Annotated in this window: 18 protein-coding genes and 1 pseudogene; 10 read left to right on the top strand and 9 right to left on the bottom strand. The window is 56.0% G+C overall.

Annotation, left to right across the window (positions count from 1 at the left end):
• The first annotated feature begins 272 nt into the window (after positions 1 to 272).
• The 3 genes from LJE91_18485 to ppc all read left to right on the top strand — a co-directional run bounded on the left by LJE91_18485 (position 273) and on the right by ppc (position 4,668).
• On the top strand, positions 273 to 608 hold the full coding sequence (locus LJE91_18485) for a hypothetical protein (GenBank protein MCG6870636.1): 336 nt from the start codon (positions 273 to 275) through the stop codon (positions 606 to 608).
• A 99-nt stretch (positions 609 to 707) separates the two neighbouring features.
• Entirely contained in the window at positions 708 to 1,760 is a 1,053-nt protein-coding gene (queG, locus tag LJE91_18490) for a tRNA epoxyqueuosine(34) reductase QueG (GenBank protein ID MCG6870637.1), read from the top strand.
• A 76-nt stretch (positions 1,761 to 1,836) separates the two neighbouring features.
• On the top strand, positions 1,837 to 4,668 hold the full coding sequence (gene ppc, locus LJE91_18495) for a phosphoenolpyruvate carboxylase (GenBank protein MCG6870638.1): 2,832 nt from the start codon (positions 1,837 to 1,839) through the stop codon (positions 4,666 to 4,668).
• Between the two features lie 135 nt (positions 4,669 to 4,803).
• Here ppc and LJE91_18500 read toward each other — a convergent pair whose 3' ends face one another.
• From LJE91_18500 to panB, 3 genes are read right to left on the bottom strand one after another with little or no spacing between them, the layout of a single operon-like run.
• Positions 4,804 to 5,184 (bottom strand): aspartate 1-decarboxylase, encoded by a 381-nt coding sequence (locus LJE91_18500; protein ID MCG6870639.1) that lies wholly within the window; start codon positions 5,182 to 5,184, stop codon positions 4,804 to 4,806.
• 45 nt (positions 5,185 to 5,229) lie between these two features.
• A complete protein-coding gene (panC, locus tag LJE91_18505; GenBank protein ID MCG6870640.1) occupies positions 5,230 to 6,096 on the bottom strand; it encodes a pantoate--beta-alanine ligase in 867 nt (288 codons plus the stop codon).
• Between the two features lie 24 nt (positions 6,097 to 6,120).
• Entirely contained in the window at positions 6,121 to 6,912 is a 792-nt protein-coding gene (gene panB, locus LJE91_18510; protein ID MCG6870641.1) for a 3-methyl-2-oxobutanoate hydroxymethyltransferase, read from the bottom strand.
• Between the two features lie 363 nt (positions 6,913 to 7,275).
• Here panB and LJE91_18515 point away from each other — a divergent pair, with 363 nt between their 5' ends.
• The 5 genes from LJE91_18515 (at position 7,276) to LJE91_18535 (ending at position 14,244) form a co-directional block, all read left to right on the top strand.
• Positions 7,276 to 8,496 carry a glycosyltransferase family 4 protein gene (locus tag LJE91_18515; protein ID MCG6870642.1) on the top strand — a complete coding sequence of 407 codons (1,221 nt, stop codon included), beginning with the start codon at positions 7,276 to 7,278 and terminating at the stop codon, positions 8,494 to 8,496.
• Positions 8,496 to 9,419: a sulfotransferase gene (locus LJE91_18520; GenBank protein MCG6870643.1), complete on the top strand. Its 924-nt coding sequence runs from the start codon at positions 8,496 to 8,498 to the stop codon at positions 9,417 to 9,419. Before LJE91_18515 ends, LJE91_18520 begins: the two co-directional genes overlap by 1 nt.
• A 216-nt stretch (positions 9,420 to 9,635) precedes the next feature.
• Positions 9,636 to 10,637, top strand: a complete 1,002-nt coding sequence (locus LJE91_18525; GenBank protein ID MCG6870644.1) for a sulfotransferase — start codon at positions 9,636 to 9,638, stop codon at positions 10,635 to 10,637.
• Between the two features lie 264 nt (positions 10,638 to 10,901).
• Complete coding sequence (locus tag LJE91_18530) at positions 10,902 to 12,614, top strand: hypothetical protein (protein ID MCG6870645.1); 1,713 nt, start codon at positions 10,902 to 10,904, stop codon at positions 12,612 to 12,614.
• A 163-nt stretch (positions 12,615 to 12,777) separates the two neighbouring features.
• Positions 12,778 to 14,244 (top strand): oligosaccharide flippase family protein, encoded by a 1,467-nt coding sequence (locus tag LJE91_18535; protein ID MCG6870646.1) that lies wholly within the window; start codon positions 12,778 to 12,780, stop codon positions 14,242 to 14,244.
• Positions 14,245 to 14,497: 253 nt separating this feature from the next.
• Here the strand turns inward: LJE91_18535 and LJE91_18540 are convergent, their stop codons facing one another.
• Positions 14,498 to 16,561 (bottom strand): DUF3131 domain-containing protein, encoded by a 2,064-nt coding sequence (locus tag LJE91_18540; protein MCG6870647.1) that lies wholly within the window; start codon positions 16,559 to 16,561, stop codon positions 14,498 to 14,500.
• 321 nt (positions 16,562 to 16,882) lie between these two features.
• Here LJE91_18540 and imuA point away from each other — a divergent pair, with 321 nt between their 5' ends.
• Positions 16,883 to 17,497 (top strand): translesion DNA synthesis-associated protein ImuA, encoded by a 615-nt coding sequence (gene imuA, locus LJE91_18545; GenBank protein MCG6870648.1) that lies wholly within the window; start codon positions 16,883 to 16,885, stop codon positions 17,495 to 17,497.
• 8 nt (positions 17,498 to 17,505) lie between these two features.
• On the top strand, positions 17,506 to 19,083 hold the full coding sequence (locus LJE91_18550) for a hypothetical protein (protein MCG6870649.1): 1,578 nt from the start codon (positions 17,506 to 17,508) through the stop codon (positions 19,081 to 19,083).
• Between the two features lie 73 nt (positions 19,084 to 19,156).
• On the opposite strand, the gene LJE91_18555 is transcribed toward LJE91_18550, so the two are convergent.
• From LJE91_18555 to LJE91_18575, 5 genes and pseudogenes are all read right to left on the bottom strand, one after another.
• A complete protein-coding gene (locus tag LJE91_18555) occupies positions 19,157 to 20,155 on the bottom strand; it encodes a glycosyltransferase (GenBank protein MCG6870650.1) in 999 nt (332 codons plus the stop codon).
• A gap of 79 nt (positions 20,156 to 20,234) precedes the next feature.
• Positions 20,235 to 22,055, bottom strand: a complete 1,821-nt coding sequence (locus LJE91_18560) for a heparinase II/III family protein (GenBank protein ID MCG6870651.1) — start codon at positions 22,053 to 22,055, stop codon at positions 20,235 to 20,237.
• 200 nt (positions 22,056 to 22,255) lie between these two features.
• Complete coding sequence (locus LJE91_18565; GenBank protein MCG6870652.1) at positions 22,256 to 23,359, bottom strand: glycosyltransferase; 1,104 nt, start codon at positions 23,357 to 23,359, stop codon at positions 22,256 to 22,258.
• A gap of 145 nt (positions 23,360 to 23,504) precedes the next feature.
• A complete protein-coding gene (locus LJE91_18570) occupies positions 23,505 to 24,515 on the bottom strand; it encodes a sulfotransferase (protein MCG6870653.1) in 1,011 nt (336 codons plus the stop codon).
• A 566-nt stretch (positions 24,516 to 25,081) separates the two neighbouring features.
• Positions 25,082 to 25,273, bottom strand: a pseudogene (locus LJE91_18575) (glycosyltransferase).
• Positions 25,274 to 25,463: the final 190 nt, after the last annotated feature.

Below are 25,463 nucleotides of genomic sequence, written 5' to 3' on the forward strand. Positions count from 1 at the left end.
GCAGTGAACGGCTTGGGCAGGAAGCCCAAGACCGGTGCCCAAGCAAAGCAGGGACAGCGCCGCGCCGGGATCGTTCGTCATCAAGGCGCGACATCAGGCGCATAGTCGAACTATGGAACGGTTGTCGCAACACAGAGGACGGACGAAAGGACAAGCAGGATGGTATGTCATTTGACAGAAATCGCCTAAGATTCGCAAGATAGGGACGAAAACCTGCCGGCGTCAACGGCGCACGACCCTCGCTTGCACAATACATCAAGGGACGAGACCCTATGAACATTCCCGACCCGCGCCTACACCTCCTTACGCGCGGCGAAATGATGATCCACCAGGGCAAATACGACGCCGCGATGCAGGAGATCGATGGCCTGCTACCCAGAACGGTTGTCTATGCGGAGGACGGCAGGATCATGAAAAAAGGCCTGTCGAGTCTCGAGGACCCACCACAACAGATGTCGAGTGCGATCGATGGCCGGCAGTTCATCCGGGTCAACCCGGACGCAACAGCGGGGGACTGGTCGTCGCCCTGTCTCCCGGTTTCCGGGCCTCCCCCGGGCTCGGAGGGGATGCGACGCTGTCTTTCGACTATCCGGTCCACACCGACCTGAACGGGACCCAGGTCTCCCCGCGCTGGGGCCTGTTGGCGAGCATTGGCCGGTCCTTCTGAAATACACAAGGCGTCCACGGTCGACCTTGACACCGCCGCGTTGAAGCGGCGCATCAGGACATGGGCCGACGAACTGGGATTCACCGGGATCGGGATTTCCGGCGTCGATCTGTCTCAGCACGAAACGCATTTACTCAACTGGCTGGCCGACGGGCGGCACGGCGAGATGGCATACATGGAACGCCACGGAACGCGTCGCAGCCGCCCCTCGGCACTGGTTCCCGGCACCACCAGCGTCATCTCGGTACGTCTGGACTACCTGCCTCCGCAGGTCCGAGACCCGATGGCGGTGCTTGACACACCGGGGCTCGGATACGTCTCGCGCTACGCGCTGGGACGCGACTACCACAAGGTCCTGCGCCATCGCCTGCAGAAGCTGGCGCGGCGTATCGAGGAGTTCGTCGGACCGTTCGGCTACCGGGCATTTACCGACAGCGCTCCGGTGCTCGAAAAGGCGCTCGCACAGCAGGCGGGTCTCGGCTGGATCGGCAAGCACACCAACCTTTTAACGCGCGAGTCCGGATCCTGGTTCTTCCTCGGCGAACTCTACACGGACCTGCCGCTGCCCGCCGATCAACCAGGGTCCGACCATTGCGGCACCTGCCGCGCGTGCATCGACGTCTGTCCAACCCGGGCCATCACCGCACCCTACCGGCTCGACGCACGCCGCTGCATCTCCTACCTGACGATCGAGCTACGCGGCCCCATCGCCGAGGATCTCCGCGGGGCAATCGGCAACCGCATCTACGGCTGCGACGATTGCCAGCTCGTGTGTCCCTGGAACCGTTTCGCCGGAACCAGCCCGCTACCCGATTTCGCGGTGCGCAACGGGCTCGATGCCCCCGCGCTCACCCGGCTGTTCGCGTGGGACGAAGCAGAGTTTCTGCGCAGGACCGAGGGCTCCGCCATCCGACGGATCGGGCACGAATGCTGGCTGCGCAACATCGCCGTCGCGCTGGGCAACGAACCAACGGCGCCAGAAGTCGTCAGGGCCCTTCGCAGCCGCGAATTCCATCCCTCGCCCCTGGTCAGGGAACACGTTCGATGGGCCCTGGCACGCCACGGCTTCCGACCGGAAAGCGCCGGGCGCTGACGCTTCTGCGCGATCCACCCCCACAGATCGCTATAATCCGCCGTTCCATCGATACAGGCCCCCTACCGGCGACCCCATGAACCAGACACGATTGCGATCCTATCAGCCTTCCAAGGACCGGAAGCTCCGTTCGCGCGTCAAGCTCTACGGTACGTTGCTGGGCAACGTCCTGCGCGAACACGCCGATAACCGCATCTACACCATCGTCGAAAGGTTCCGTAAGGGCTATGTCAACCTGCGGCAGCGCGAGAACCCGACCCGTCGGGAAAAGCTTGACGGTGCCGTGAACCGACTCGACCTCCCGACATTGCAGCAGGTGGTCCGGGCCTTTTCCGTCTATTTTTCGCTGACAAACATCGCGGAGGAAAACTTCCAGAACTGGCAGCGACAGATTCAGATCCGCTCGGGGAAACGCCTCTGGCGAGGATCGTTCGACGATACCCTGGCGGAATTCCGCGAACGGGGGGTCAGTACCGCGCAACTCCAAAAACTGCTGAACCGTACGCGATACATCCCCGTGATTACCGCGCACCCGACGGAGGCCAAGCGCCGCACCATTTTGGAAAGCTTGCGACGTATCTATCTCACCGGGGAAGAACTCGACAACTCCCAACACAGCGCCTTTCGGCGCGAAGAGATTCATTCTCGACTGCAGGCCCAGATCCAGATCCTGTGGAAGACCGACGAGATGCGGCCGAACAAGCCGTCGGTCGCGGACGAAGTCAAGAACGGCCTGTACTACTTCCGCAACGTCCTGTTCTACGCCGTTCCGGAAACCTATCGAAACCTGGAACGTGCCATCATGAAGAACTATGCCGACGAGGGCGGCACCCGTGCGATCAAGGTCCCCAGTTTTCTCGGCTTCGGCTCCTGGATCGGTGGCGATCGGGACGGAAACCCCTACGTCACGGCGGACGTTACGCGCACGGCGCTGCGGCTGCAGTCACGTGAGATCCTGCGCGAGTACATCGACCGGACCACCGCGCTCGTGGATATCCTGACCCAGTCCTCCAACATCAGGGATCTCTCCGGAGAGTTCGTGCCCCGCTCCACCGAGGAGCGCCAGATCGCCAAGGCTGCCTTCCATGGCGGCTACTCCGGTTACGAAAGGGAGCCCTACCGTCGTAAGCTGACGACCATGGCCTACCGTCTCGGCAGGAACCTGGAGCATGTCGACCAGTGCCTGCGCGGCGATCTGGGCGGGCCGCGCAGTCATGCCTATCCGTCCGAGGACGAGTTCCTGGACGATCTCTACCAGATTCGCGAGTCGCTCAGGGCTCATGGCGACGCCAACCTCGCGGCGGGCTCGCTCAGAGACCTGATTCGACTCGCCGAGACCTTCGGTTTCTACCTCGCGCGGCTGGACCTTCGCCAGGAATCGTCGCGGCACACAGAGGCGGTCGCCGAAGTCCTCCAGACATCCGGCACCGAAAAGGACTACCTCGCGCTGCCGGAGGCGTCGAGACTCTCCCTTCTGGCCTCGTTGCTTGACTCCCCGACACCTCTAGACGCAGATCCCGACGACATGACACCCCCGACCCTGGAAGTGATGGAGGTCTTTCAGGTGATGGCGGAGATGCGCGTGGAGATCAGTGAACGCGCCTTCGGAGAGTACGTCATTTCGATGACCCACCACGCCAGTCACGTCCTGGAGGTCATGCTGCTCGCTGGGCTGGCCGGGCTGGCAGGCAGAAACACCGATGGCGGGTGGCATTGCGCGATTCGGATCTCGCCGCTGTTCGAGACGATCGACGACCTCACCCGGGTCGAGGAGGTCCTGGAAGACCTGCTGGGCAACGCCACCTACGTCGAGTTGCTGCGAGCCTCCGGGAACCGCCAGGAGGTCATGCTCGGCTACTCGGACTCGACCAAGGACGGCGGCATCCTGGCATCCGCGTGGAGCCTCTACCGGGCTCAACGCAACATTATCCGGATCACCAAGGAGCATGGCGTGGAATGCCGGCTGTTTCACGGCCGCGGGGGGACGGTCGGGCGCGGAGGCGGCCCTGCGCACGAATCGATCCTGGCCCAGCCCCACGGCACCGTGAACGGTCAGATGAAGGTGACCGAGCAGGGCGAGGTGCTGTCCTACCGCTATGGAACGGTCGGAACCGCTAAGTACGAACTTTCCATGGGAGCAACCGGTGTCCTGAAGGCCAGTTGCCACCTGCTGGAAGGGCAGCACGGTCACAGCCACGCGTTCGACCCGCTTGTCGATCGCCTGGCAAAGCTGGGAGAGGCTGCCTACCGGAACCTCACCGACGCGACGAGCGGGTTCATGGACTATTTCTACGAGGTGACACCAGCGCGGGAGATCGCGCAAATGAATATCGGGTCCCGTCCCTCGCATCGACAGAAACAGGACCGCTCCAAGAACTCGCTGCGCGCGATTCCCTGGGTCTTCGGTTGGGCGCAGTCCCGTCACACACTGCCGGCCTGGTATGGCATCGGCACGGCGCTGGAGACCATGCGCCAGGAAGACCCGACGGTCATCGACCGTTTCCGGGAGATGTACCAGACCTGGCCGTTCTTCAATTCCCTGCTGGACAACTCACAGATGTCCTTGAGCAAGGCGGACATGGAAATCGCTCGGGGATACGCCGGCCTTTCGCGACACGCGGACGCCGCCCGGGCGATCTTCGACAAGGTCAACCAGGAGTACCAGCGCACAGTATCCCAGATTCTGGACATTTGCCAGACTTCGGCGCTGCTGGAGGACAATCCAACATTGAGGCTCTCATTGAGCCGGCGGAACCCTTACCTTGAACCGCTCAACCATATCCAGATCACCCTGCTGGGCCGACACCGGGAATTCGAGGAAACCGCGGACGACGGGGCGAATCCCTACCTGGATCCCCTTCTGCGCAGTATCAACGCCATTGCGACTGGAATGCGCAACACGGGCTGATTGCTGTTCGCGAGCAAACCCCGACCATTTTCCGGGGAACCCGTTGCCGAACGAGGAAAGGGGCTGGTCGCAGGCGGTGAACTGGCCTGTGAAACCCGGCGCGATCGCTGGGCCGTCGGAATACAGGTCTTACGATTATGCCGCCTGAATGGGAATGGAGTTCCCGGCCCGCTTGATCCGGTTCGATTCGTCCAGATAGACGAGTTTCGGCCTGAAAGCGCGGGCTTTTTCCTCTTCCATCTGGGCATAGGAACAGATGATGATCCGATCACCCGGACCGGCGAGATGTGCCGCGGCGCCGTTGACCGAGATCACGCCGCTGTTGTCCTGCGCCCGGATCGCATAGGTCGTGAACCGTTCACCGTTAGCGAGGTTGTAAATCTGTATCTGCTCGTACTCTCGAATTCCCGATGCATCGAGCAATGCGCCGTCGATCGCGCACGAACCCTCGTATTCGAGTTCGGACAATGTCACTCGCGCCTGGTGTAGCTTCGCCTTGAGTAGCGTCAAAATCACGCGGTACTTCCTGCTTTGTGCTGCATTGCGGAATGTCCGATTATGTTACAACGGCGGCGGCCGTTCAACGCCGACGATCAAATTATCGATCAGACGGGCCGCTCCGAGACGCGCCGCGGCAAGGACGACAAGGCGCGTGTCGCCCGGTGAAGGCGGACCCAGATCGTCCTGTCGCCGGATGCTCACGTAGTCCGGATCGAATCCCGACTCGCGCAACTCATCCCTCCCCGAACGTTCCAGGTCCTCGAGGTCCCGCGCCCCGGACCCGAGCGCGTCCGAGACCCGTCTCAGCATCCGATAAAGACCCGGGGCGCGACCGCGTTCTTCCGCGGTAAGGTAGCCGTTTCTCGAACTCATCGCCAGACCATCTTCCTCCCGAGATGTCGGCACCCCGATGATCCGAATGGGAAAATCCAGTTCACGGACAAGCCGGCGAATGATCGCGAGCTGCTGGTAGTCCTTCTCGCCGAACACGGCAAGATCCGGCTGCACCATGTTGAACAGCTTGCTGACAACAGTCGTCACGCCACGAAAGTGTCCGGGTCTGTCGGCCCCGCAGAGTATCCCGGACAATGACGGCACCTCGACGAAGGCGACTTCATTCGTGCCCGAAGGATAGATCTCGGATTCCGTCGGTGCGAACAGCAGGTCGACGCCCAACTCGCGCAGCAGGCATGCATCGTGATCCAGCGTGCGCGGGTATGCGGCAAGATCGTCCTGGCGGTCGAACTGGATCGGATTGACGAAGACGCTGACTACGACCCTCGATGCCAGCGCCTTCGCGCGATTCACCAGTGACAGGTGGCCGTCGTGCAGGTTACCCATTGTCGGCACCAGCGCGACGCTCCCGCCCGAGCCATGCCAAGACCGTACGATCTCTCTCAATACCACGATCTCGCCTACCTTACGCATTCCGGCACGATTCGGCGGGCGTCTTTACGAGGCGGACGGGAAGCTGCCGTCGCGTACCGCTTGCACATACGCCTGCACCGCCTCGGGGATCCCCCGTCTCCCGGCGAGAAAATTCTTCGCGAACCCCGGGGTTCGTCCCGGTGTGATACCGAGAATATCGTGCAGAACGAGAATCTGCCCGTCGCACCCGGGCCCGGCGCCGATGCCGATGACCGGCAATGTCACTTCGCGCGTAATCGTCTCCGCCAATGACGCCGGCACACATTCCAGCAGCAGCAGGTCAGCCCCGGCCTCGGCCAGGAGCGCCGCATCCTTGCGCATGGCGTCAGCGCTCGCCTGGTCCTTCCCCTGCATTCGGTAACCGCCCAGTTTGTGTACGAACTGTGGCATCAATCCTAGGTGGGCGCACACGGGGATCCCCTCCCGGCTCAGGCGCGAGACAACGTCGGCCTGACGTGAGTTTCCCTCCAGCTTTACGATGCTCGCCCCGCCCTCCTGGAGCAGTTTCCCGGCGCTGGACAGGGCCACCTCCGGATCGGTATAGCTCAGGAACGGCATGTCCGCCATCAGCATGGCGCGACTCACGCCACGCGCCGCGCACCGGGTGTGATAGAGCATATCTGCCATGGTGACGGGAATCGTGGTGTCGTGTCCCTGCACCACCATGCCGAGCGAGTCTCCGACCAGCACGATATCGATGCCCGCTTCGTCCAGTACGCGCGCGAATCCCGCGTCATAGGCGGTCAGACAGGCAATCCTTTCCGCCCTGGATTTCATCTTCTGCAGGTCGGTGACGGTGAGAGGTTTGGACGGCAAAGGCATGCGGTTCCTGAACTATAGTCTGTTGCGGGATCGATTATAACGACTGATCAGGCACCGGATTTCCCGAGCAGGCGCTCGCGCCGCGGATCCGTCCCGAAGCAACGTGACGGATCGGGTCGGTTGAAATCCCGATCGACTTCACTTATTTCCCTTCTACTACATTCTATAATGCTTTTGATCCGGATCCCGAACACACCAGGCATCACCGGATCGGCGCATGTGTCCGGGCCGAGACGACAGATCGTACAGCTGGGGCATTGCGGGTTCGTGCCGCTGCCCAACCCTGGTGACCAGACGGCGGGGAGCCGCTGTACTCGACGATCGGCAAGCTGCAGAAATGCGCGGAACACCATCCTAATGTCCAGGGTACTCTTTCTGACCAAGGTACTTCCCTACCCCTTGTCGCACGGCGGGGCGCTGAGAGTATTCCATCTGAGTCGGGTACTCGCCAGGGAGCACGAATGCTTTCTGGCAACGTTCGGCGGGCAGGACACTGCCGCGCTGGCGGAACTCGAGTCGAAGGGTATCTACAGGGGAATCCTCATGCTAGAACCGCCGTCCGGATTCAGTTCCGCTCTACGTCATTTCAGACGTTCTGAGTCCGAGCTCAACCGGCTCGGCAGGCCGGAACACTACAGGCACACCATCCGGAAGCTCGAGCAGTTCGCCAGAGAATCCGAGATCGACGTCGTGATCGCGGTCGCCCTGCACATGTCGGAATACGTTAAGCCACTGATGGGAATCACCCGAATCGTCGACGATTTCGATTGCAACACGCTGACGCTTCAGCGCGAACTTGCACCGGTACTCAACGGCAAACGGAATCTGCGGTACTTGAAGTCATGGTTGCAGTTGCGACGCATCATGCGCCAGGAAGCCCGCCTGTCCGGCACCTACGATCTCGTCACAACCATCTCCCCTGTCGACCTTGAAGCGCTGAAGGGTCTCAACGCGGGCAGTGAAAAGATTCATCTGCTGCCAAACGGGGTCGAGGATCTGTCCCCCGACGATAGCCCGCCGACCGAAACGGAATCCAACGCGGTCGTATTCTGGGGTGACCTTGCCTTCAAACCCAATGTCGTGGCGATCACGCATTTCATTCAAAAGGTCTATCTGCCGCACTTGAAATCGAAGGGCACACGATGCTACTTCATCGGCCGCAATCCCAGTGCGGACATGCTCTACTACGCCGGGCGATATGAAGATATCCATTTCCCGGGTTTCGTCGAAGACCTGGCCGGTTTCATCGCGAACATCCCTGTTGTAATTAACCCCATGATGATCGGCAGTGGTCTGAAAAACAAGGTTCTCGAGGCAATGATGATGAGCAAGCCCGTTGTGACGACTTCGCTCGGAATCGAAGCGATCGGGGCCGAGAACAATGTCCACTGTCTTGTCGCCGACGACCCGAAGGCGTTTGCCGAGGCGACCGTGAGACTGATGGATGACCCGGGTCTTCGCGAGACACTCGGGGCGCAGGCGCGTGAAATGGTCAAGGCGCGTTTCGACTGGGTAACAATCGGCGGAAAACTGTCCCGCCTGATTGAACAGGCATCCGCAAGACGCGTCGCGCCGTAATGACCGATTGCGCTCCAGTATTCTTCGTGGGAGCCCCAAGAAGTGGGACGACCATTATATTCGAGGTGTTCGGATCACACGAATCCGTGGGCTGGTTGTCGAACTATTCGAATAGCTTTCCGAGCTGGCCCTCGCTGAACCTTCTATGTCGGATCTTCGATAACCGGTTCTTCGACCTGAGAGGTCAGAAGAAACAGCACGGCCGTTTGATTCCCGGCAATCGGTTTCTACCCCGTCCGGAAGAGGCCTACGACTTCTGGAGCCGGTATTGCGATGCGGACTTCCTGCGCGACTATCTTCTCGGCGTCGACGCATCCCCGGAAACCGCGGCGGTCATTGCCGATCTATTTGCAAGAACCTCGGCGTATCAGGGCAAGCCTTGCATGGCCAACAAGGTCACCGGCCCCGGAAGGATTCAGTACCTGAGCAGCATTTTCCCCCAGGCAAGGTTTGTTCACGTAATCCGCAACGGGCGAGATGTTGTGAGATCCCTGATGAAGGTCGGTTTCTGGAAGGAAGGTGGAGGTTTTGAGCACCCCTGGTGGAACAATGGACTCCCTGAAGATCTGTTGAAGGCCTGGGAGGAGTCAGACCGGGACCCGGAAGTGCTGGCTGCGATCCAATGGGTCACGATCGTACGATCCATCCAGTCCGACGCGTCGAGATTGGCCGAGGGGCGCTACTTCGAGTTTCGATACGAGGAATTTATCGAAGATCCGCACCGGGAGATCGGCAAGCTTTTTACCGCACTGAACCTGAAGTATTCACGAAGAGCACACGGGTATATCGATGCGACAATGAGCAGTGGACGCAGCAACCGAACGAGGGCACCGGATGGTTCACGGATAAACGCAATGCTTGACGAGATCTTGAGTTCACTGTTGAACGAACTGGGCTATTCATCGCCAGCCGAGAATGCCTGAGGAGCTACCCAGCACATACTAACGTGAAAACGAGGTCGGCGATCGGAATCTGCCGTGGCAACAACAAAGGACCAGGGCGAATCGCTTGCCCGCCGGTTCTTAAGAATTGGCCTTTACAACGACCCGGGCAAGTGTCATTCCCGGCAGCACGCCGATATTGTGACCCTATAGGCCAATAACCGAACGAGACACCGCACTTTACTCGGAAACGATTTGATGTCAGACACCTCACATATATTCATAGTCGGCACGAGCAGATCCGGCACCAGCCTGCTGAGGAACACGCTCAATGCATCTGAAGAACTGGCGATCACGGGTGAGACACATTTCCTGGGCGGGGTTTCCTCCATTCGCTGCCTGTACGAATACTACTCGGCCCAGGGTGTATCGCAGCCCCTGTCTTCCGAATTTGCAAAGACAACGCGTTCCTCCCAAAGTGGATTGCGCGATCGGATCAGACGGAAAGGAAATCTGGCGGATCACGATACGGCATTGGCGGTCGCCGACCTAATCTACGCTCGAAGCGATGGTTTCTGGGAGAACCGAAAGGACTCCGTCGAAAGGGAGAAACTGGTATCGGGGCTCCAGATGGCGAATCAATCGGATAGCGCCGTATTCGATCTATTGATGAACCTCTATGCGGGCGACAAGCGTATTCGGGGAGAAAAGACACCAGGTCACGTGTTCCACGTGCCGACGTTACTCTCGTGGTTCCCAGAAGCCAGGTTCGTACACATCATCAGGGATCTCAGGGCGGTGTATGTATCCCAACAGAAAAAGAAAATGGAACAGAAGGGTGAAAAGATAACCCGTCGCCATCAATTGGTTCGGAAGAATAAACGGTTGCACGAGTACTACGTGATGGCCAACGTTTCCGCACACTGGATTCGTGTGATGCAACTCGATGGCCTGTACCGGGAAAGGTACTCGGACCGTTACCTTTCCCTGAAGTATGAGGATTTCGTTAAAGACCCGGAATCGAGCTTATCTGGGATCTGCAGTTTTGCTGGTGTCGACTATTCTCCTAATATGCTCAGACAGGTATTCGTCAATTCAAGCCTCGTTGGCCGCCATTGGGACAAACACAATCCCATCAGCGTCAGTTCCGGTATCGACCCTGGCGCTGCAGTGCGATGGAAAGAACACCTGTCAGACGTTGATGACAGATTTTTAAGGGTGCTAGGGAAAAGCTATCTGAGAAAACTGGGTTACATTTAGGTTGACTGGCAGGAAAGCTTCATGAATTTCCATGAGTTCAAAGCGCTGCTTCAAAGCACTCGTATGACCGCGACCACCGCTTGAGTAAGGGATCCAACGGTACCGCCCTACCGACAAAGTTGCATACGTGGCTACGCAAAAACGTAGATATTGCCTATACTTTAGGTCTTGAGCCTAGGACTAGCGCCCTAATGAATTCGCAAAAATGGTTTTACAAGTGACTCTGCAAATTTCTTGTGGCCATTATATTTCGATTTTTAATGAATGCCAATAAGAATTCTCTCCTCTAATGAATTAGAAAAGAATATTTCCGAATCTGAACTCAGCCGACTAAAACTCCACAGCGTAGACATGCCAATGAGATATCATCTTGGTCTGGTGTTTATATTACTATTCCCCGCTTCATCGTCTTTTGCCACCTACGATGATTTCCAAGCAGAATACGAGAAAGTCATTTCGCTACCGGATTGCAACGCGTCTAATTCCGAGGTTAAAATCATCCAATCAGACGCGGACTGGAAGGAAATCAACAATACCAAATTTCGTGTCTTCTGCGTTCGCCCCGGTGACTATAGCAGGGCCGGCCTGATAACAATTACGGAAAGCGGTACGTCAACGTCAAATCGTTACCTTATACTATCCAAAGAAAATGATACCGAGAAGATGCCGTGGGAAGTGTCATCTAACGAGCGCGCCACCCTTGCCGCAATACTATTCAACGGTGCAGGACACTGGGTTGTCGACAGATTGGCAGTTACAAACCCCAACAATAAGTTGGTGGGAAATAAACTTATAGATGTAAAGTCGAAAAGCCATGATTTGATCTTTAATGGATTGCTCCTCGAGAAAAACAACGACATACTCTTTCGTATTACAGAAGGCGGGAAAGACATCACCTTACAGAATAGCGTACTGCGCGACCCCAAGCTGATAAACAACAAAGCAAATTCCTGCATTTATATTGCCATTCGCGACTCGGACGGACCCACTATTCGTTCTCGTATTGTGAACAACGAGATATATAACTGTCCGGAGGATGGGATTCAGATCAATTCAAACACAAAGAAAACAGCCCCGGCTCACGGTCTTGACGGCATTATCGTCGAAAATAACGATATATACATTACCCGCGATATGTATACCGACGGGAAAGGTAATTTCAACACTAAAGGCCCTTACTCCTGCGCAGAGAACGCAATAGATATCAAAATAACCCATGTAAAATCCAGCGAGGACATAGCTCAATTTCTTCATAACCGTATTTGGGGCTTTCGCGCAGTGGAGCCGAACACAGGGCTCTGCGATCAGAACGGCTCACCCGCAGCACCGGCAATTGCCATTCACCACACCTATGCGGATTACATTCTCGTGGAAGACAATATCATCACGGACTCTGAGAATGGGATCTATATCGCCAAGTCGGGGCCTAACAATATCAGTTTTATTGGCAATCTGCTATACGATGTCGCAAATAAGACAAACAAACGCGCCGCACTGGTACTCCAACATGGCAGCAAAATCGAGGCATACAATAATGCAGTCATAGCATCGGGCAGTTATCTTGAAGGAGGGGCTTCAAAAGTCGATATGCGAAACAATATCTTTATCAACTCCGGCAACTGGAGGCCAAAAGACATATCTTCCGATTCACATGTCAAGCACAACGCCTTCTTCAATACCGCAACTTATGACGGAAGCGCAAATAAAGGGAACAATATGGAGAAAAGCACGGCATCGACGGCCGGGAATTCGGAGTTCTGCTTCAAAAGAAAACTGTTGACCAATCCAGAACGAATTTGTATCCCACACGTCATTGCCTCATCGGGAAGCCCTTACCTTGATAACTTTGATGGCGCTGCGGGTGCACTTTCTGGATATGGTATTGATGATCAGACAGTGTCATATGAACCAGTTTGGAAAAAAGATAGCCAATCAGGAGTTTCAACTCCAGTCGGTGTTGAACTTAAAAGGGACTAGACATCGTGGTGGTTCGTTCAACTCTCTGTATTCTGCCTTTGAGAAGTCTTCGACTACCGAAGCGCATGGATGCACCGACATCCGAACGCATCATATTTCCAGAAACGCTTCAACCTGATCGGTAAAAATACGACAACCAGTTCTTTAAAATATTTATTATATAATGAAAAAGGATACATCTGGCAGAATCGGGGTTTTGCTGTTGGGAGGTGCGTCATTATTCAACAGACTAATCAATGTTATTACGCCTATATTTCTCGTCAGACTCTTGAATGTCGATCAGTTTGGGGAATACCGGCTATTTTGGCTGATAGCGGGTTCCATTATGCTATTAGCCCCCTTGGGCATGCCTCGGGGATTATTGTACTTTCTTCCCCGATCGTCTGTTTCCGACCAGCCTCTATATGCCAGCCAAACGATTGTTTTTCTTTCTGCAACGGGCTTGATTTGGGCGATCATCGTTGCGCCTTGGAACCCCGCGTATTTTTTCGAACAGGCTACAGAGTATTCGTTTGGTTATTGGATTTCAGGATTTGTTTTTCTATGGGTAGTCTCTTCGCTGTTAATGTATCTACCCAGTGCCAACCAGAACTATAGATGGCATGCTGCGTCAACTATATGGTTGTCTATATTAAGAAATGTGCTTGTAGTCTCAATAGCTTCTGCCACAGCTAGTTTGGAGGCAATATATCTGGGGCTTACGATATTTGTGCTATTTAAGACAATAGTTTTATTCTACTATTGTTACAGAGTATATGGCACTGCTTTCCTTAGAGTGGATGTCTCCAAATTTCGTGAACAGTTGTCCTTCTCTATACCCTTCGGGCTGTCTGCCATACTCAGCCAAGTGCAGAGCAAAGCCATGCAGTGGATGGTCGTATTCATGTTTCCTATCGGCGCGTTAGCTATATTTTCTGTAGCCAGCAACGTGCAAGCTCTTGTTGGTGTTCTTAGACGATCGATGACGCAGGTCATCGTACCAAAGATGAGCAAATCTGACCTAAAAAGAGATGAAAGCAGATCGTTAGAATTGAATAACAGAGCCAATCTCGTGGCCAGCTTTATAATTTTTCCTATTGTTCTTTTCCTTTATGTATCCGCAGATGCGGTTATTGAGTTGTTGTATACAGAAAGTTATTCGGATGCTGCTCCGATCATGAAAATACTCTTGATTGGATCCGCACTAAGTGCAGTTGATGTGTCTAATTTGTTGCTGATATACAAACAAAAACGCTTCGTTATCAATATTAGCATCATCACTCTGACAGTATCAATTATGCTGGGCTACATTGGGGGGCTCACTTTAGGTCTCGAAGGCGTTGCGCTCGGAGCACTTTTCGGGAACATTTTGGGGAAGATTATCAGATTCATGCGAGTATCCAAGGTAATTAATGTTTCCATACGGAAACTCCAGGATTGGGAAACCTTGACTGCATATTTAGTTTCGGCAGCGATAGGCGCATATATTTCAACGTTGACATATACGCATTTTCCTTGGGAGATTGAAATAGTCAAACTATTGGCAAGTGCAGCGATTTTCTCCCTGACCTATCTCGGACTACTTCTGTTGAGCGGGCATTCTAGAATAATCCTGATTCTCTTAGGCGAGAAACAGTGGGCTGATACTTGAAGCTCGGAAAGGCAGCCCCGTAATCCATCTTCTACCGCAGACTTGCCCTGGTCTACGATAGTTCTGCAATAGATAGACGATAAGGAAAAGGCTAATCTAATTGGAGCGGCCACTATCAGTGTCAGCAGAAGGATTCCGCGTGAATTAGCAGGCATTATATCCATCGATTCTAATACGTTGACTGGTTGTATCCGACCTCCCCGGCAAGACGAAAACATAATGGCTCCAAAATCCAATATTATCGATACCCGGCTCAATCAAAAAATCTTTCGTCTCCCAGAACGGCGAAACCTCGAACGGCAATGGGATCGGAAGCGAAGTAGTCCTGAATCGAATTCTCAGCCAGGTAGTTGGCCAGTGCTATGAAAGACATTGCCTGATCGAGGACCAGGTACTTGTAACTAACCTCGCCTGATTCCGGGTCGACTGCATCATACAAGCCGAACTCACCATAGATATCGAATCTGTTCAGCAAGGACTTCAGATTCGCAACAGCCCGATCCGGCGAGACTTCCAGAGCAAGCAACGTTGCATGCGGCGTCACAGCCCCCCCCCCGTAACCCCTGGCCCCGAGGACCTTAACGCCGAATTCACCGTATCCATCGTTTGGGACGGTAGAACTCGGTGAAAGCCCCCAGACGGGGTAATCCAAAACTTCCGTGGCATACCGCAGCTGCACATCCACATGCCTCCGGTCGTTTTCCCCCAGGCTGCGCGGAGCGTATCGGGTCTCATTCACGACGAGCGTGGGCATCAGGGCCTCGAACATACTGCCGCCCCAGGAAGGAACATACTCCATGTCTTTCCACCGGTAGTGTCCTACCTTGACCTCGATCCCATCGATGCGCTGCGTCTTCCAGTCGACCGGTGTCTGCCGTTGCCAGTCGAATTCCTTCGGTAGCGAACGCATCATCCGGAACCAGTGTGTCTCCGGGACATCTCCCTTACCGATCGCGATCAGACTCCCGACCCTCGACTCTGTGTAAAGCATCCCGTAGTGATATTCAGAAGGGTAGTCGATATTGACGTAGTATCCGTGCGACATCATCTGCTCGACCTCGTCGTATAGCTTGCCGTAGTCAACCTGCCGGATAAGCTTTGTCGCCTGTTCGCCCAGCTCCGGAAACGCGGCTCGCACCACCATCAGTCCCGCCGTAAGCCACGACGAGTCCACAAAGGATATGAAGTTGCTGGTACGCTCCAGGGAGATGGCGTCGTAATAGTTGAAGAAGAACCCCTCGTGGGTTTCCAGCTTACCCAGTGTTCCCAATACCCGCTCCATGCGCCCGACCGCCCCTTTCCGATCGATAAAGCCGAGTTCATTCGCGGCGACGACCGACATCAGATACATGCCGATATTGGTGATGTTGGTGTAGTCCCCGACTTTGAGCCCTTCCTCGATCCTGCCCTTGGAGGGCAACAGGATATTGTCGACAGGCATGCCATTCTCGCGGTCGGTCATACCGTCGATACCCCGCCAGGTATCTCTGGCAACACGCATTAGTAATTCCCGCGGATCGTCGGGCAGCTCACGCACATTCAGCAGGCGCCGTGATGGGAGTTCCGTCAATCGATCCCTGACGAACGGTTTCGAGGCAGCTTCCCCACCCCGCGCCGCCTCCCAGGCCTTCTTGGCCACGGGGATGACGGGGTCGTCGATCGAAGGCCCTGGATTCCCTGTCCTTATCAGTGCGATATCGTCGATAAAGTAGGCCCCACTCAGGGGATTGGTTCGCAGGTACTGCAATGCCACGACGAAATGCTTCAGCCGTGTCCAGTCGCGTATGCCGTTCATGATATTCAACGGGATCCGGATACGCTGCCACCCGCCGTCGATGCCCGTGATCACATAGCTGCCGCTCTCCTTCATCTTGGGCGCCAGGTTGCTTGGGCGCAGGAACTGCACCTTGAATGCCTCGGCGAACCCGGCGGACACATCACCCCGGACCCGGAGTTCCAGGTGATCGTAGTCGCTGGCATCCAGACCGTTCAGATCGAGTTGCAGTCCCACGGTCGAGGTAGTTCCTCCCTCTTCCCCGAGCGCATACCCGAAATGCAATGCCTGATTCCCACCGGGATTCTCGGTCTGCGTCATCGGTGTCAGGCTCAACCGGACCTCACCGTCCCCCCTGATCCAACTCTTGACCATCCCCCCCAGGTTGCCGACCAGGGACTCGCGCTCGAAATCATGCAACACCAGGCGCTTCGAGGCCTGTGGTTCCGTTGCCTTGCGGGGGGCATTGACAGCCAACACGACTCCCCCCGCCCAGGCCAGAAGGATGGCCGGGACCAACACGAGATGCAATGAATTTGGCATCGTTCTTTTCCTGTCGATTCGATTGCGCTTCCGTCCAATCCTGCTGGGGCGGGGGGGTTGGAGAGGCGGGATACACGGCTGCAATACGATGTCGGAGCGCAAAAGGCAAGCCTTTGTCCGATCTCATCACATCGGGTCGAAGTCCGACACCGGCACTTGTCTTCCGCGAAACGGGATTTATACTGTAACTATATACAGGTATATCGGCCCGCTGGGAAAGCCAGCCAAGAATGGCATTAACATGTTGTTTTAATTATATTTCAATTGCGTTCTTGGCCCCGACCTCGCAGCTTGGCAATCGCAAGAGCCACCGAAATCGTCGTGAACACGAAGCTGGAAGAGATCCTGAAGGAACACCCGACCCTGTGGCACGGGCAGGGAATTCCCCGACATGACGGGAAAGGCATCCCGACCGGATTTCAAGGGCTCGATGCCGTCCTGCCCGGAGGCGGGTGGCCACCCGGCGCCCTGGTGGACATCGTGACTGCGCATCGAGGCATCGGTGAACTGGGCATCCTGCTCCCCGCCATGGCCCGGCTTTGCGGCAGTGGTCTCCAGGCCGTCTGGATCGACCCGTCGTTCATACCCTACGCCCCCACGCTGCGGCAGGCCGGAGTGAACACACATCACGTCCTGATCGTCGGACCTTGCCGTTCGGAGGGCGACATTCCCTGGTGCATGGAGAAAATTCTGCGCTCGGCGAGTTGTGGCATGGCGATGGCCTGGCCGCGGCAACTGGATTTTCGTGCGACGCGACGCCTGCAGCTCGCGGCCGAGGCAGGCGGCAGCCTGGGCTTTCTGTTCCACGCCACGGATCCCGGCAATTCACCCACTGCCCTGCGGATTTGCCTGAGTCCCCGGGATGGTGCCCTCGTGGTCAGGATCGCCAAGGCGCGGGGCACCCTCGGGCGCACCGTTGTGGAACTCCCCCGCTGAATCATGCGATGTCACAACTCGCCACAGCCCATGCAGTCGCGTCGGTCAACATCGCCCCCTCTGTCGGGAGGGACGACCGGATCCGGCTTCCCGGGTGTCACGCCCCCGGACTCCTGTGGCTGTGTCTCCATCTGCCAGACCTCGCAGTCGAGGTACTCCGGCATACCGACAGGCCCGCCGGTTCGTCGCCCCGGTCACGCGGCGAGGAATCCCCGCTTTCCGTCGTGCAGGATGAGAAAGGGCGACCTCTCATCTATCGTTCCTCGGTTACGGCGGCCGCCAGCGGCATCGTCCCGGGCATGACGCTGACATCTGCGCTTGCCCTGTACCCCACGCTGGAGATACGAAATCGGGATATCGGTCTCGAGCATTCACGGTTACTGAAACTCGCCAACCTGGCAAACCGGTTCACACCCATCGTCAGCCGGGAGCCCCCCGACAGCCTTTTGCTCGAGGTGAGCGGGAGCCTCCGTCTGTTCGGCGGCATCCATCCGTTGCGGATTCGGATCCGAGACGACCTCTCCCGGCTGGGTCACCGGTCCTGTATCGCAGTGACCCCTGCCCCTGCCGCAAGCCTGTTGCTGGCAACAAACGAACGTGACACGGTAGTCCACCGCCTGGAAGCGCTACGCTCGGCCCTGGGGCCACTGCCGGTCACCGCCCTGCCCCTGCCACAGGACACCCTCACCAGGCTCGGTCATGCCGGGGTCCGCACGCTGCGTGACCTGTGGCGCCTGCCGAGAGACGGCCTTGCCCTGCGCTTCGGACCGGAGTTGACAAGCTACATGAGTCGACTCATGGGACTGACGCCGGAGCCCCGGCGCAGCTCAACACCTCCCGAAAAACTGCTGTCGACACGCGAGCTGCCGACGGGAACCGTGGAAACAGGGCGCCTACTGCCGGTCATGGAAGCACTCCTTGACGAACTGGGCAACTGGCTCCGGATACGGGATGCCGGCACCCGGTCTGTCCGGTTTTTCCTGCACCATCAACACCGGCCGGCCACCACGGTCGCCGTCGGCACACGCCTCGTCACCCGGGATGCATCCCGGTTTTTGCGTCTACTCGCCGAACGCCTGAAACCGATCCGTCTATCTGAACCGGTTACTAGCGTGACACTTGCCGCCGGCACACCGCAGGCCTGGGTCCCGGAACACCGCAGTCTCTTTCCGGCACGTCAAAATTTCCCTGATCCGGAAAATCGTGAAAATGAATGGGCTGAGGTAGTCGATCAACTGGCCACGCGGCTGGGCGCAGAGGCGCTTCGCCGCCCCGCCTCTCCCCGGGATCATCGACCTGAAGTAAAAAATACCATGGAGGACCGCGTGATGACGGAGAATCATCCCGAAAGGCCGATCTGGGTCCTCCCCCGAGCCTTGCCTCTCAAATGCAGACACGGGAAACCCTGGCTGGACGGGCGACTGTCTTTTGCCGGCAAACCGGAGAGAATCGAGACCGGCTGGTGGGACGGAGGGGACATCTGCCGTGACTACCATGTCGCCACAAACCCTCATGGAAGCCGGCTCTGGATATATCGTGATGCCGATACCCCTGGTAGGTGGCTTCTCCAGGGTTATTTCGCCTGACGGAACACCAAGAAAGAAATGGCCCCGAAACTAGCCTGTCGACCCAAAGGGCCCGCACATACGATTACGACAATTACGACAGCCTTTCGATGTACTCTTCCATGAGTTTGCGGCGGGTTGCCTCGAAATTCTTCCGTCGAACCACACGCTGCCGCCTGGCCGCACTCTTGTAGTCATGGTGATGACTCAGCAGTTCCCGCACACCCTCCGCGATAGACTCCGAGTCGTTCCTGACATAAACGGCTGCCCCACCGAAACTCTTGCGCAGTACAGGCCAATCCGTGGTGATGATGGGCTGATCCAGAGACAGCGCCTCATAAGCCCCCCGCTGCATCGTGTGATCCCGGGTAGTCAGTACCATCACGGCCTTCGCCGATGACAGGAGCCCGAAATATTGTTGAATGGGCACGAACCCGACCGTCTTGATATTCTCCGGCTGGGTCCCCTTCAATTCAGGTGACAGCTTGGAATCATTGCCGGTCAGATAGAACGTCACGCCCGGGCATTGCCTGGCCGCCTGCCAGATCTCCTCCAGTGGCTCATCGAAAGAAAAGGAGCACACCACCACCACACTAAGCGGATCGACGTCGATACGTTCGTAACTCGTCGCGTGATCGACCGGAATGTCGCTGATGACAATCGAGCGCCCGCCCCAGCCCTCAACAAGCGACTTGTGGTGCTCGTTGGTATTGATGTTCATATAGGCATGCTTGGCAAGGAAGCGGTAGAGCGGCATTGCCCAGGCCCATTTCTTGTTGTTGAATGCGCCGGAGTGGGAGTCGATGACGTAGGCACCACCAAAGAGCCTTGTGTACAGGTAGCACGCCATAATCAGAAATGGCGGCTGGTTCTCCATGAACACGACCTTGGGGCGACGTTTGGCCAGCACCAGAAACGTCTTGGTAAAGGAGATAAGGTAACGAAGTAACAGCAGGGGGGGGAGTTTCTTCCCCTGCAGGTAGCTGATCCGTATCGGCTGGGCGCCGAAGTGGCTCGCTAGTGTCGAAGTCCTAGTGCAAGAAGCATTCCAGGTTAAAAAGACCTTTTCGGTCACATTTTCCGCGTGCGCCATTTTTTGCATTCCTTGCAAGCTGTTGCGGGAATTCCCAACGGAGAATTCGCTTCCCCGCTGTTCCTATTTCCGCGATGACTCAGTTTTCCGCATGAGAGAGTCGCACACTTTTGCGCTCAACCCCGATATCGTAGGTGTCAGAGAAGGTTTCGCCTTCCCTGGAACCGACGATTACGATGCGGTCTTTCTCGCCCAAATACTCACATGACAGGCCGTCATGCTCCTGAAAGAGTATAGTTACGCAGTACATAGGAAGTCGTGACCGCGTTTGCGAAACAAGAACCTCGGCCGGTCGCTTCTCCGATGTATGCAGAGATAGCCAGCCTTGTGGAGAAGGATCGGTCCCACCCTTGACGATCGTCTCATCCAGATCCATTGGCGAATACGTCGTCACGCAACTGCAATTGGTACCCGACGGGTAGCGTGCAACAGACTTAGCTCGATCATATTGCACCTTGTCCGCAAAGTGCAGCAAAATCTCCAGGTCATGTAATCCGTCGCCGGAAATCAGGTCAATAACGACAAAGTATTTAACTGGATTCTTGCGGAAATAAATTCTTCTCATGTGCTCGATTGGTGCGTAACCATCGTGTACGCCCTCGACATAGTCCAGGTCGTGGCCAATTGCCCAATCGGTCAATTTGACGTTCGCCAGCGCACCGTATCCGAAGACCCCGAATACCTGGGACTGGTCCCTTCCGTCCACCAATATGGTGTTGTGAGCCCGGGTACCCCGGAAATAGCGCCGATAGGTATCGTCGACATACCCATACCCGCCGGCGTCGGCGAGCAGGTTCTCCTCGTCCAGACAGACATCGATACCTAGCGCATCGGCATGGCCATGGTGCGGGAACTCCCGGTCCCCGAACAGACCGGCGTCGAAGCAGAGATAGTATCCCTCGTCCCTCAGAACAGCGATACCCGATGCCGGATACACACAGGAAGCCGGCGCAGAACCCGTTGTCTCAACATCTTCCCTGTGTTGCCCCAGAAACCAGACTGTCGAATCGTTCAGTGCATCCCGGAACCCTTCATACAGTGGCAGATCGAAGAGCAGACTCCTCGCCGAGAGTAACAACTTCGACTCCCAGTGCTCCCGGTCGTCGGTAGACAACAGATTACCGTCACCCAGAATCGGGTGGGTCAGATCAGGCTTCATCGACTGATGAACGTACTCATGCATCTTCTGAAGCCTTTCGATAAATCCTGCCGGCAGCGTATCTCCACTGAGTTTGGCCGTGAGATAGAATTTCAGGAAATGCGTGGTAACGACCTGGTGATAGAAGGTCGATTGCTCCGTATGGACGCCGTCCGAAAAGACTTCCCTTTTCATTTCCCTGATGAGGGTTTTCTCGCCCCACCCCTTCCATGTCCTGCCATAAGACGTCCCGTCAAGCAGGGATCCCGCAACGTATACTGCCAGCGCTTCGAGTACCAGATGATTGCCGCCGGCACTGCGGTAAGCCTTAATGTATTCGATCTGTTCGTAAATTACCGTTAAGAGCTTATGAAGATCTATTTCTTCGATGGCGACCCGAAAGTTGAGCACCCATAACCAGTTGAGAACCCTGATCGCAGCATCGATCGGCTTGTCATGATCCACCAACCCATTGATATTAAAATTTTTTATCCAGTAATCGAACAAACTGATCACGCAGTCCCTGTAACGACTGTCTTCGGTCAGAAGGCTGGCCTGTACCAGTGAGACAAGGAAATCGTGTCTGTTCACCATCAGGTTTACGTCACCGTGAAAGGCGTACCAGTTCTTATCCGAAAGATCTATTCGGACTTCCCCGTATCCCCGGACATCGACCTTTTGCTGCAGCGTATCCCCGGCAATCCGCAAGATGCGTAAACGTTCGCCCTCCGCGATCGAGTTCTGTCTTTTCAGTACCTCCATAACGGTCTCCCTGGAGGCGAGGAAAATCCGTTTCGGTTCCGCGAGGGCGATTTCGTGCCCCTCCCGAATCGGCGGTTTCCTTAAACGCCACCGCAGGGTACGAAACCAGACCCCCCTGAAGATCAATCCACCACGCCAGACAGCGCGGTTGAAAAGACCGCGTGCACCGAGTTGCATCGCACTGCGGATTCTTTCCCGCATCAGAACAGCACCGCCAGTTTTTCGACGGAACGTTCGACATTGAAGTCGGACTCGATCTTCTCGACCCCCTTCTCTCCCAAGTTATGACGTAGATCATCCGAATGCATCAGCGACTCGATGGAATCGGCCAGCGCAAGCGCGTCACCCGATTCCACCAGCACACCGTTCTCGCCACTGTCGATTAGTTCCGGCAGCCCAAGAATATTCGTGGAGACGACGGGGATCTCATGGGCCATGGCCTCCATCAATGCGACCGGTATACCGTCTCGCCAGCCGTCATCCGCGATCACGCACGGCAGCGCGAAGATATCGGCCTGCCGAAGGTATGAGGGAATCTCTTCCTGCGGTTGCGCGCCCTCCAGTGTCACCATGTCTTCGAGTTGATGCCGGGTAATCAACGATTCCAGATCCGTACGCTGCGTGCCTTCTCCAACGATCAGGCATTGGAACTCAAGCCCCCGGTCCTTCAGTATCCCGCAAGCCTTTATGAGGACGTGAAACCCCTTTCTCTTCGTGAGTTGTCCCACTCCCACAATCGTGAAAGGCTTTGCCTCAGGTGTCTCGCGGCGCTCGATGGCGACGAGCTTTTCCATATCGATTCCGCAACGTACGATCTCTATTTTTTCGAAGAAACGGGTCCCGTACTCCGAAGTCACGTAGTCCCGGTTGTATTCGGATATCGAGGCGCAGAACTTGCACGTATCAAGTTTGTTGTACAGTGCGACCGGATCAAGCCATATCAGTGACGCGTGCATGGTAAACGAGTAGGGGACGTCGAGAAGAAAGGACAGGAACATGGCGATGGAGGACGGTCCATTGACGAAATGAGCGTGCAAATGCTGTATCCCGCGATTCCTGTATTTTCCGTACAGATAACATGCCTCCATCAGGTGATACGCCAGACGTACATAGTCCCGTGCATTCTTCATTGGCCTGGCCCTGAAATAGATGCCTCCACAACGGAAGAAGGACTTCGGGCGACGAAAGATCACACCGATCATCGACCCGATTTTCCTTACCAGCGAAACCTGATCGAGGTAATGCGTAGTCTCGAGCAGTCCATGCGCCTCCTCGGAGACAGATTCCAGGGGCGGTCGGTTCATCGAGACGGTTTCAATCTCCAAACCCTTCCGACGCAAGCCAAAAATCTCGCGATAGATAAAGGTCAAGGTCAACGCTGGCAGTGATGACGTAACGTACAGGACTTTCTTCTTCTCATTCATTCGTTGACTCCAGACTCGCGACGACTCACCGTCGGTTGGTTACCATCTGCTGCAACGCCGATTTGATGCGCCCGGTAAGTACCGAGAAACCCTTCGATTTTCTATCCACCACCTTGCCTCTAAATTCATCGACCGTTCGATACGCCGCATTCCTGATTGCCCATAGACCAAGCATTATGTGTGAAGGATCCTTGTCTGACTCACCCAGTTCCGTGTCATACCCCAATGACGAGAGTGTCTTGCCGGAAATTCGCTCAAGAGCCGTGATCTGTCTCTTGGTGAAATAGGTCCTGTACTTTCCCTGATTCGGCACAATGACCGCAGATTCCTTGCCCTGCATTCGAGGCTGCATCCGGCTGGTAGTCAGCAGCGACTCCTCGTACTGCTCGCCCAGAAAGGCACATATCTTGTGCAGTTCACTCACTGGGTTGGTTGTCAATTCCTCGAACTTCACTTCGATATACCTGCTGTTGCCGAGGGCCCTTCCCTGTCTCCGCCCTTCCTCAACAACACCTTTCCATTTATGGATCGTGTGCTTGGGGGAAAAGCGCCAGCGGCGATGAAACGACGCCGCGCAATCCCTGCCATCCCTGATCATGTGGATAAACTGCGCATCCGGAAATTCCCGCGAAATTGTTCCGATGTGAAGAACATACATCGGCGATTTCTCTGACCATCGTGACTTGCCAGATTTGTCCGCGAAGTTTCTGATAAGGGCTTCGAATACGGCAGCCGGACTTCGCTCGACACTGACCCAGTCGTCCGGTAACGGTACACTTCTCTTCCTGTTTGTCTTCCAGAACGGGTATGCGCTTCGCATCTCGTCCCAGAGGCGGCGAAAATTACCATCGTCATCGAGATCACCGAACCTGTCCCGATTCTTGAGGTAGTACGGCAGGATGCGGGTTTCCTGCCAGAATCCGTAGATTCGGAAATGATTGTTCAGGTGGTCCAGCAACATGGTCGTGCCAGAACCGTTCATCCCCACTATGAAAATGGGGCCCTTGTCGGGGTGAGTGGTTGCGTGCTTGTCCATGGGGCGAGGCACTCCACGAGTCAAAAAAAGATTGTGATTCCGGTTCCCCACAGGCAGGGGATGCAAGCCGCACCGTTCGGCAGCGGGGAGGCAACTCGCTATTCCGCCAAACCAAGCTGTGAAGGTCGGATATCGAGTATTGATTATATGCACGGAACCGGAAGCTATGACCTAAACCGAAGCGATCTTACTGGCGGTACCGCCGTATTCGCCTAAAGCCACTGAAAAGTCAGGCGTCGCAATGACTTGGACCGAATCGTCCGGCCAGGGAGCCCAGGTGAAAGCGACGGAAGGTATTCTAGAGGAACTGATACTTCAGTTCAGAGACCACGAGCACACTCGGCCCGTCAGATTCCTGGGGACTCGCCAGACATCCTTTGCCAGATTCCAAGTGACTCAAGGTCGTAGTCGGTTTGTTCGATGAGGGAATGGTCGGGAAAACATCGAAAAGTACGTTTTAGCTCGCTCGACCGTCATTCAGGCGCGACAACAGGTGCATCGTCGAACCATGGAACGGTTGTCGCAACACCGAGGACGGACGAAAAGACAAGCAGGATGGTATGTCATTATTTTAGTCTGTCATTTCTCAGATAGGTATCGATGACGTAGAGCGGACGACGCTTGGCTTCGTTAAAGGTCCTTCCGAGATATTCACCAATGATCCCGAGCGTCGTCAGTTGAATACCGCCAAGAAAGAGGATCACAATCATCAGTGATGGATAGCCCGTTACCGGATCGCCAAATCGAAGCGTCTTGTAAATTATCCATGTAATGATGATCGACCATCGCTACGGTGCCGACACGCTAACCGTGAACGTCATCGACTCGCTGAACGGCGCTTTCACGGTATCGTTGGCCGCCCTCACGTTCCACCAGCCATCGCCTTCTGCGAGCTGATAGGTGGGGGTCACCGAACACGTCCCGGTTCCCGACGGGCAACCGGCTTCC

The sequence above is a fragment of the Gammaproteobacteria bacterium genome, from assembly GCA_022340215.1.
Classification (GTDB): domain Bacteria; phylum Pseudomonadota; class Gammaproteobacteria; order JAJDOJ01; family JAJDOJ01; genus JAJDOJ01.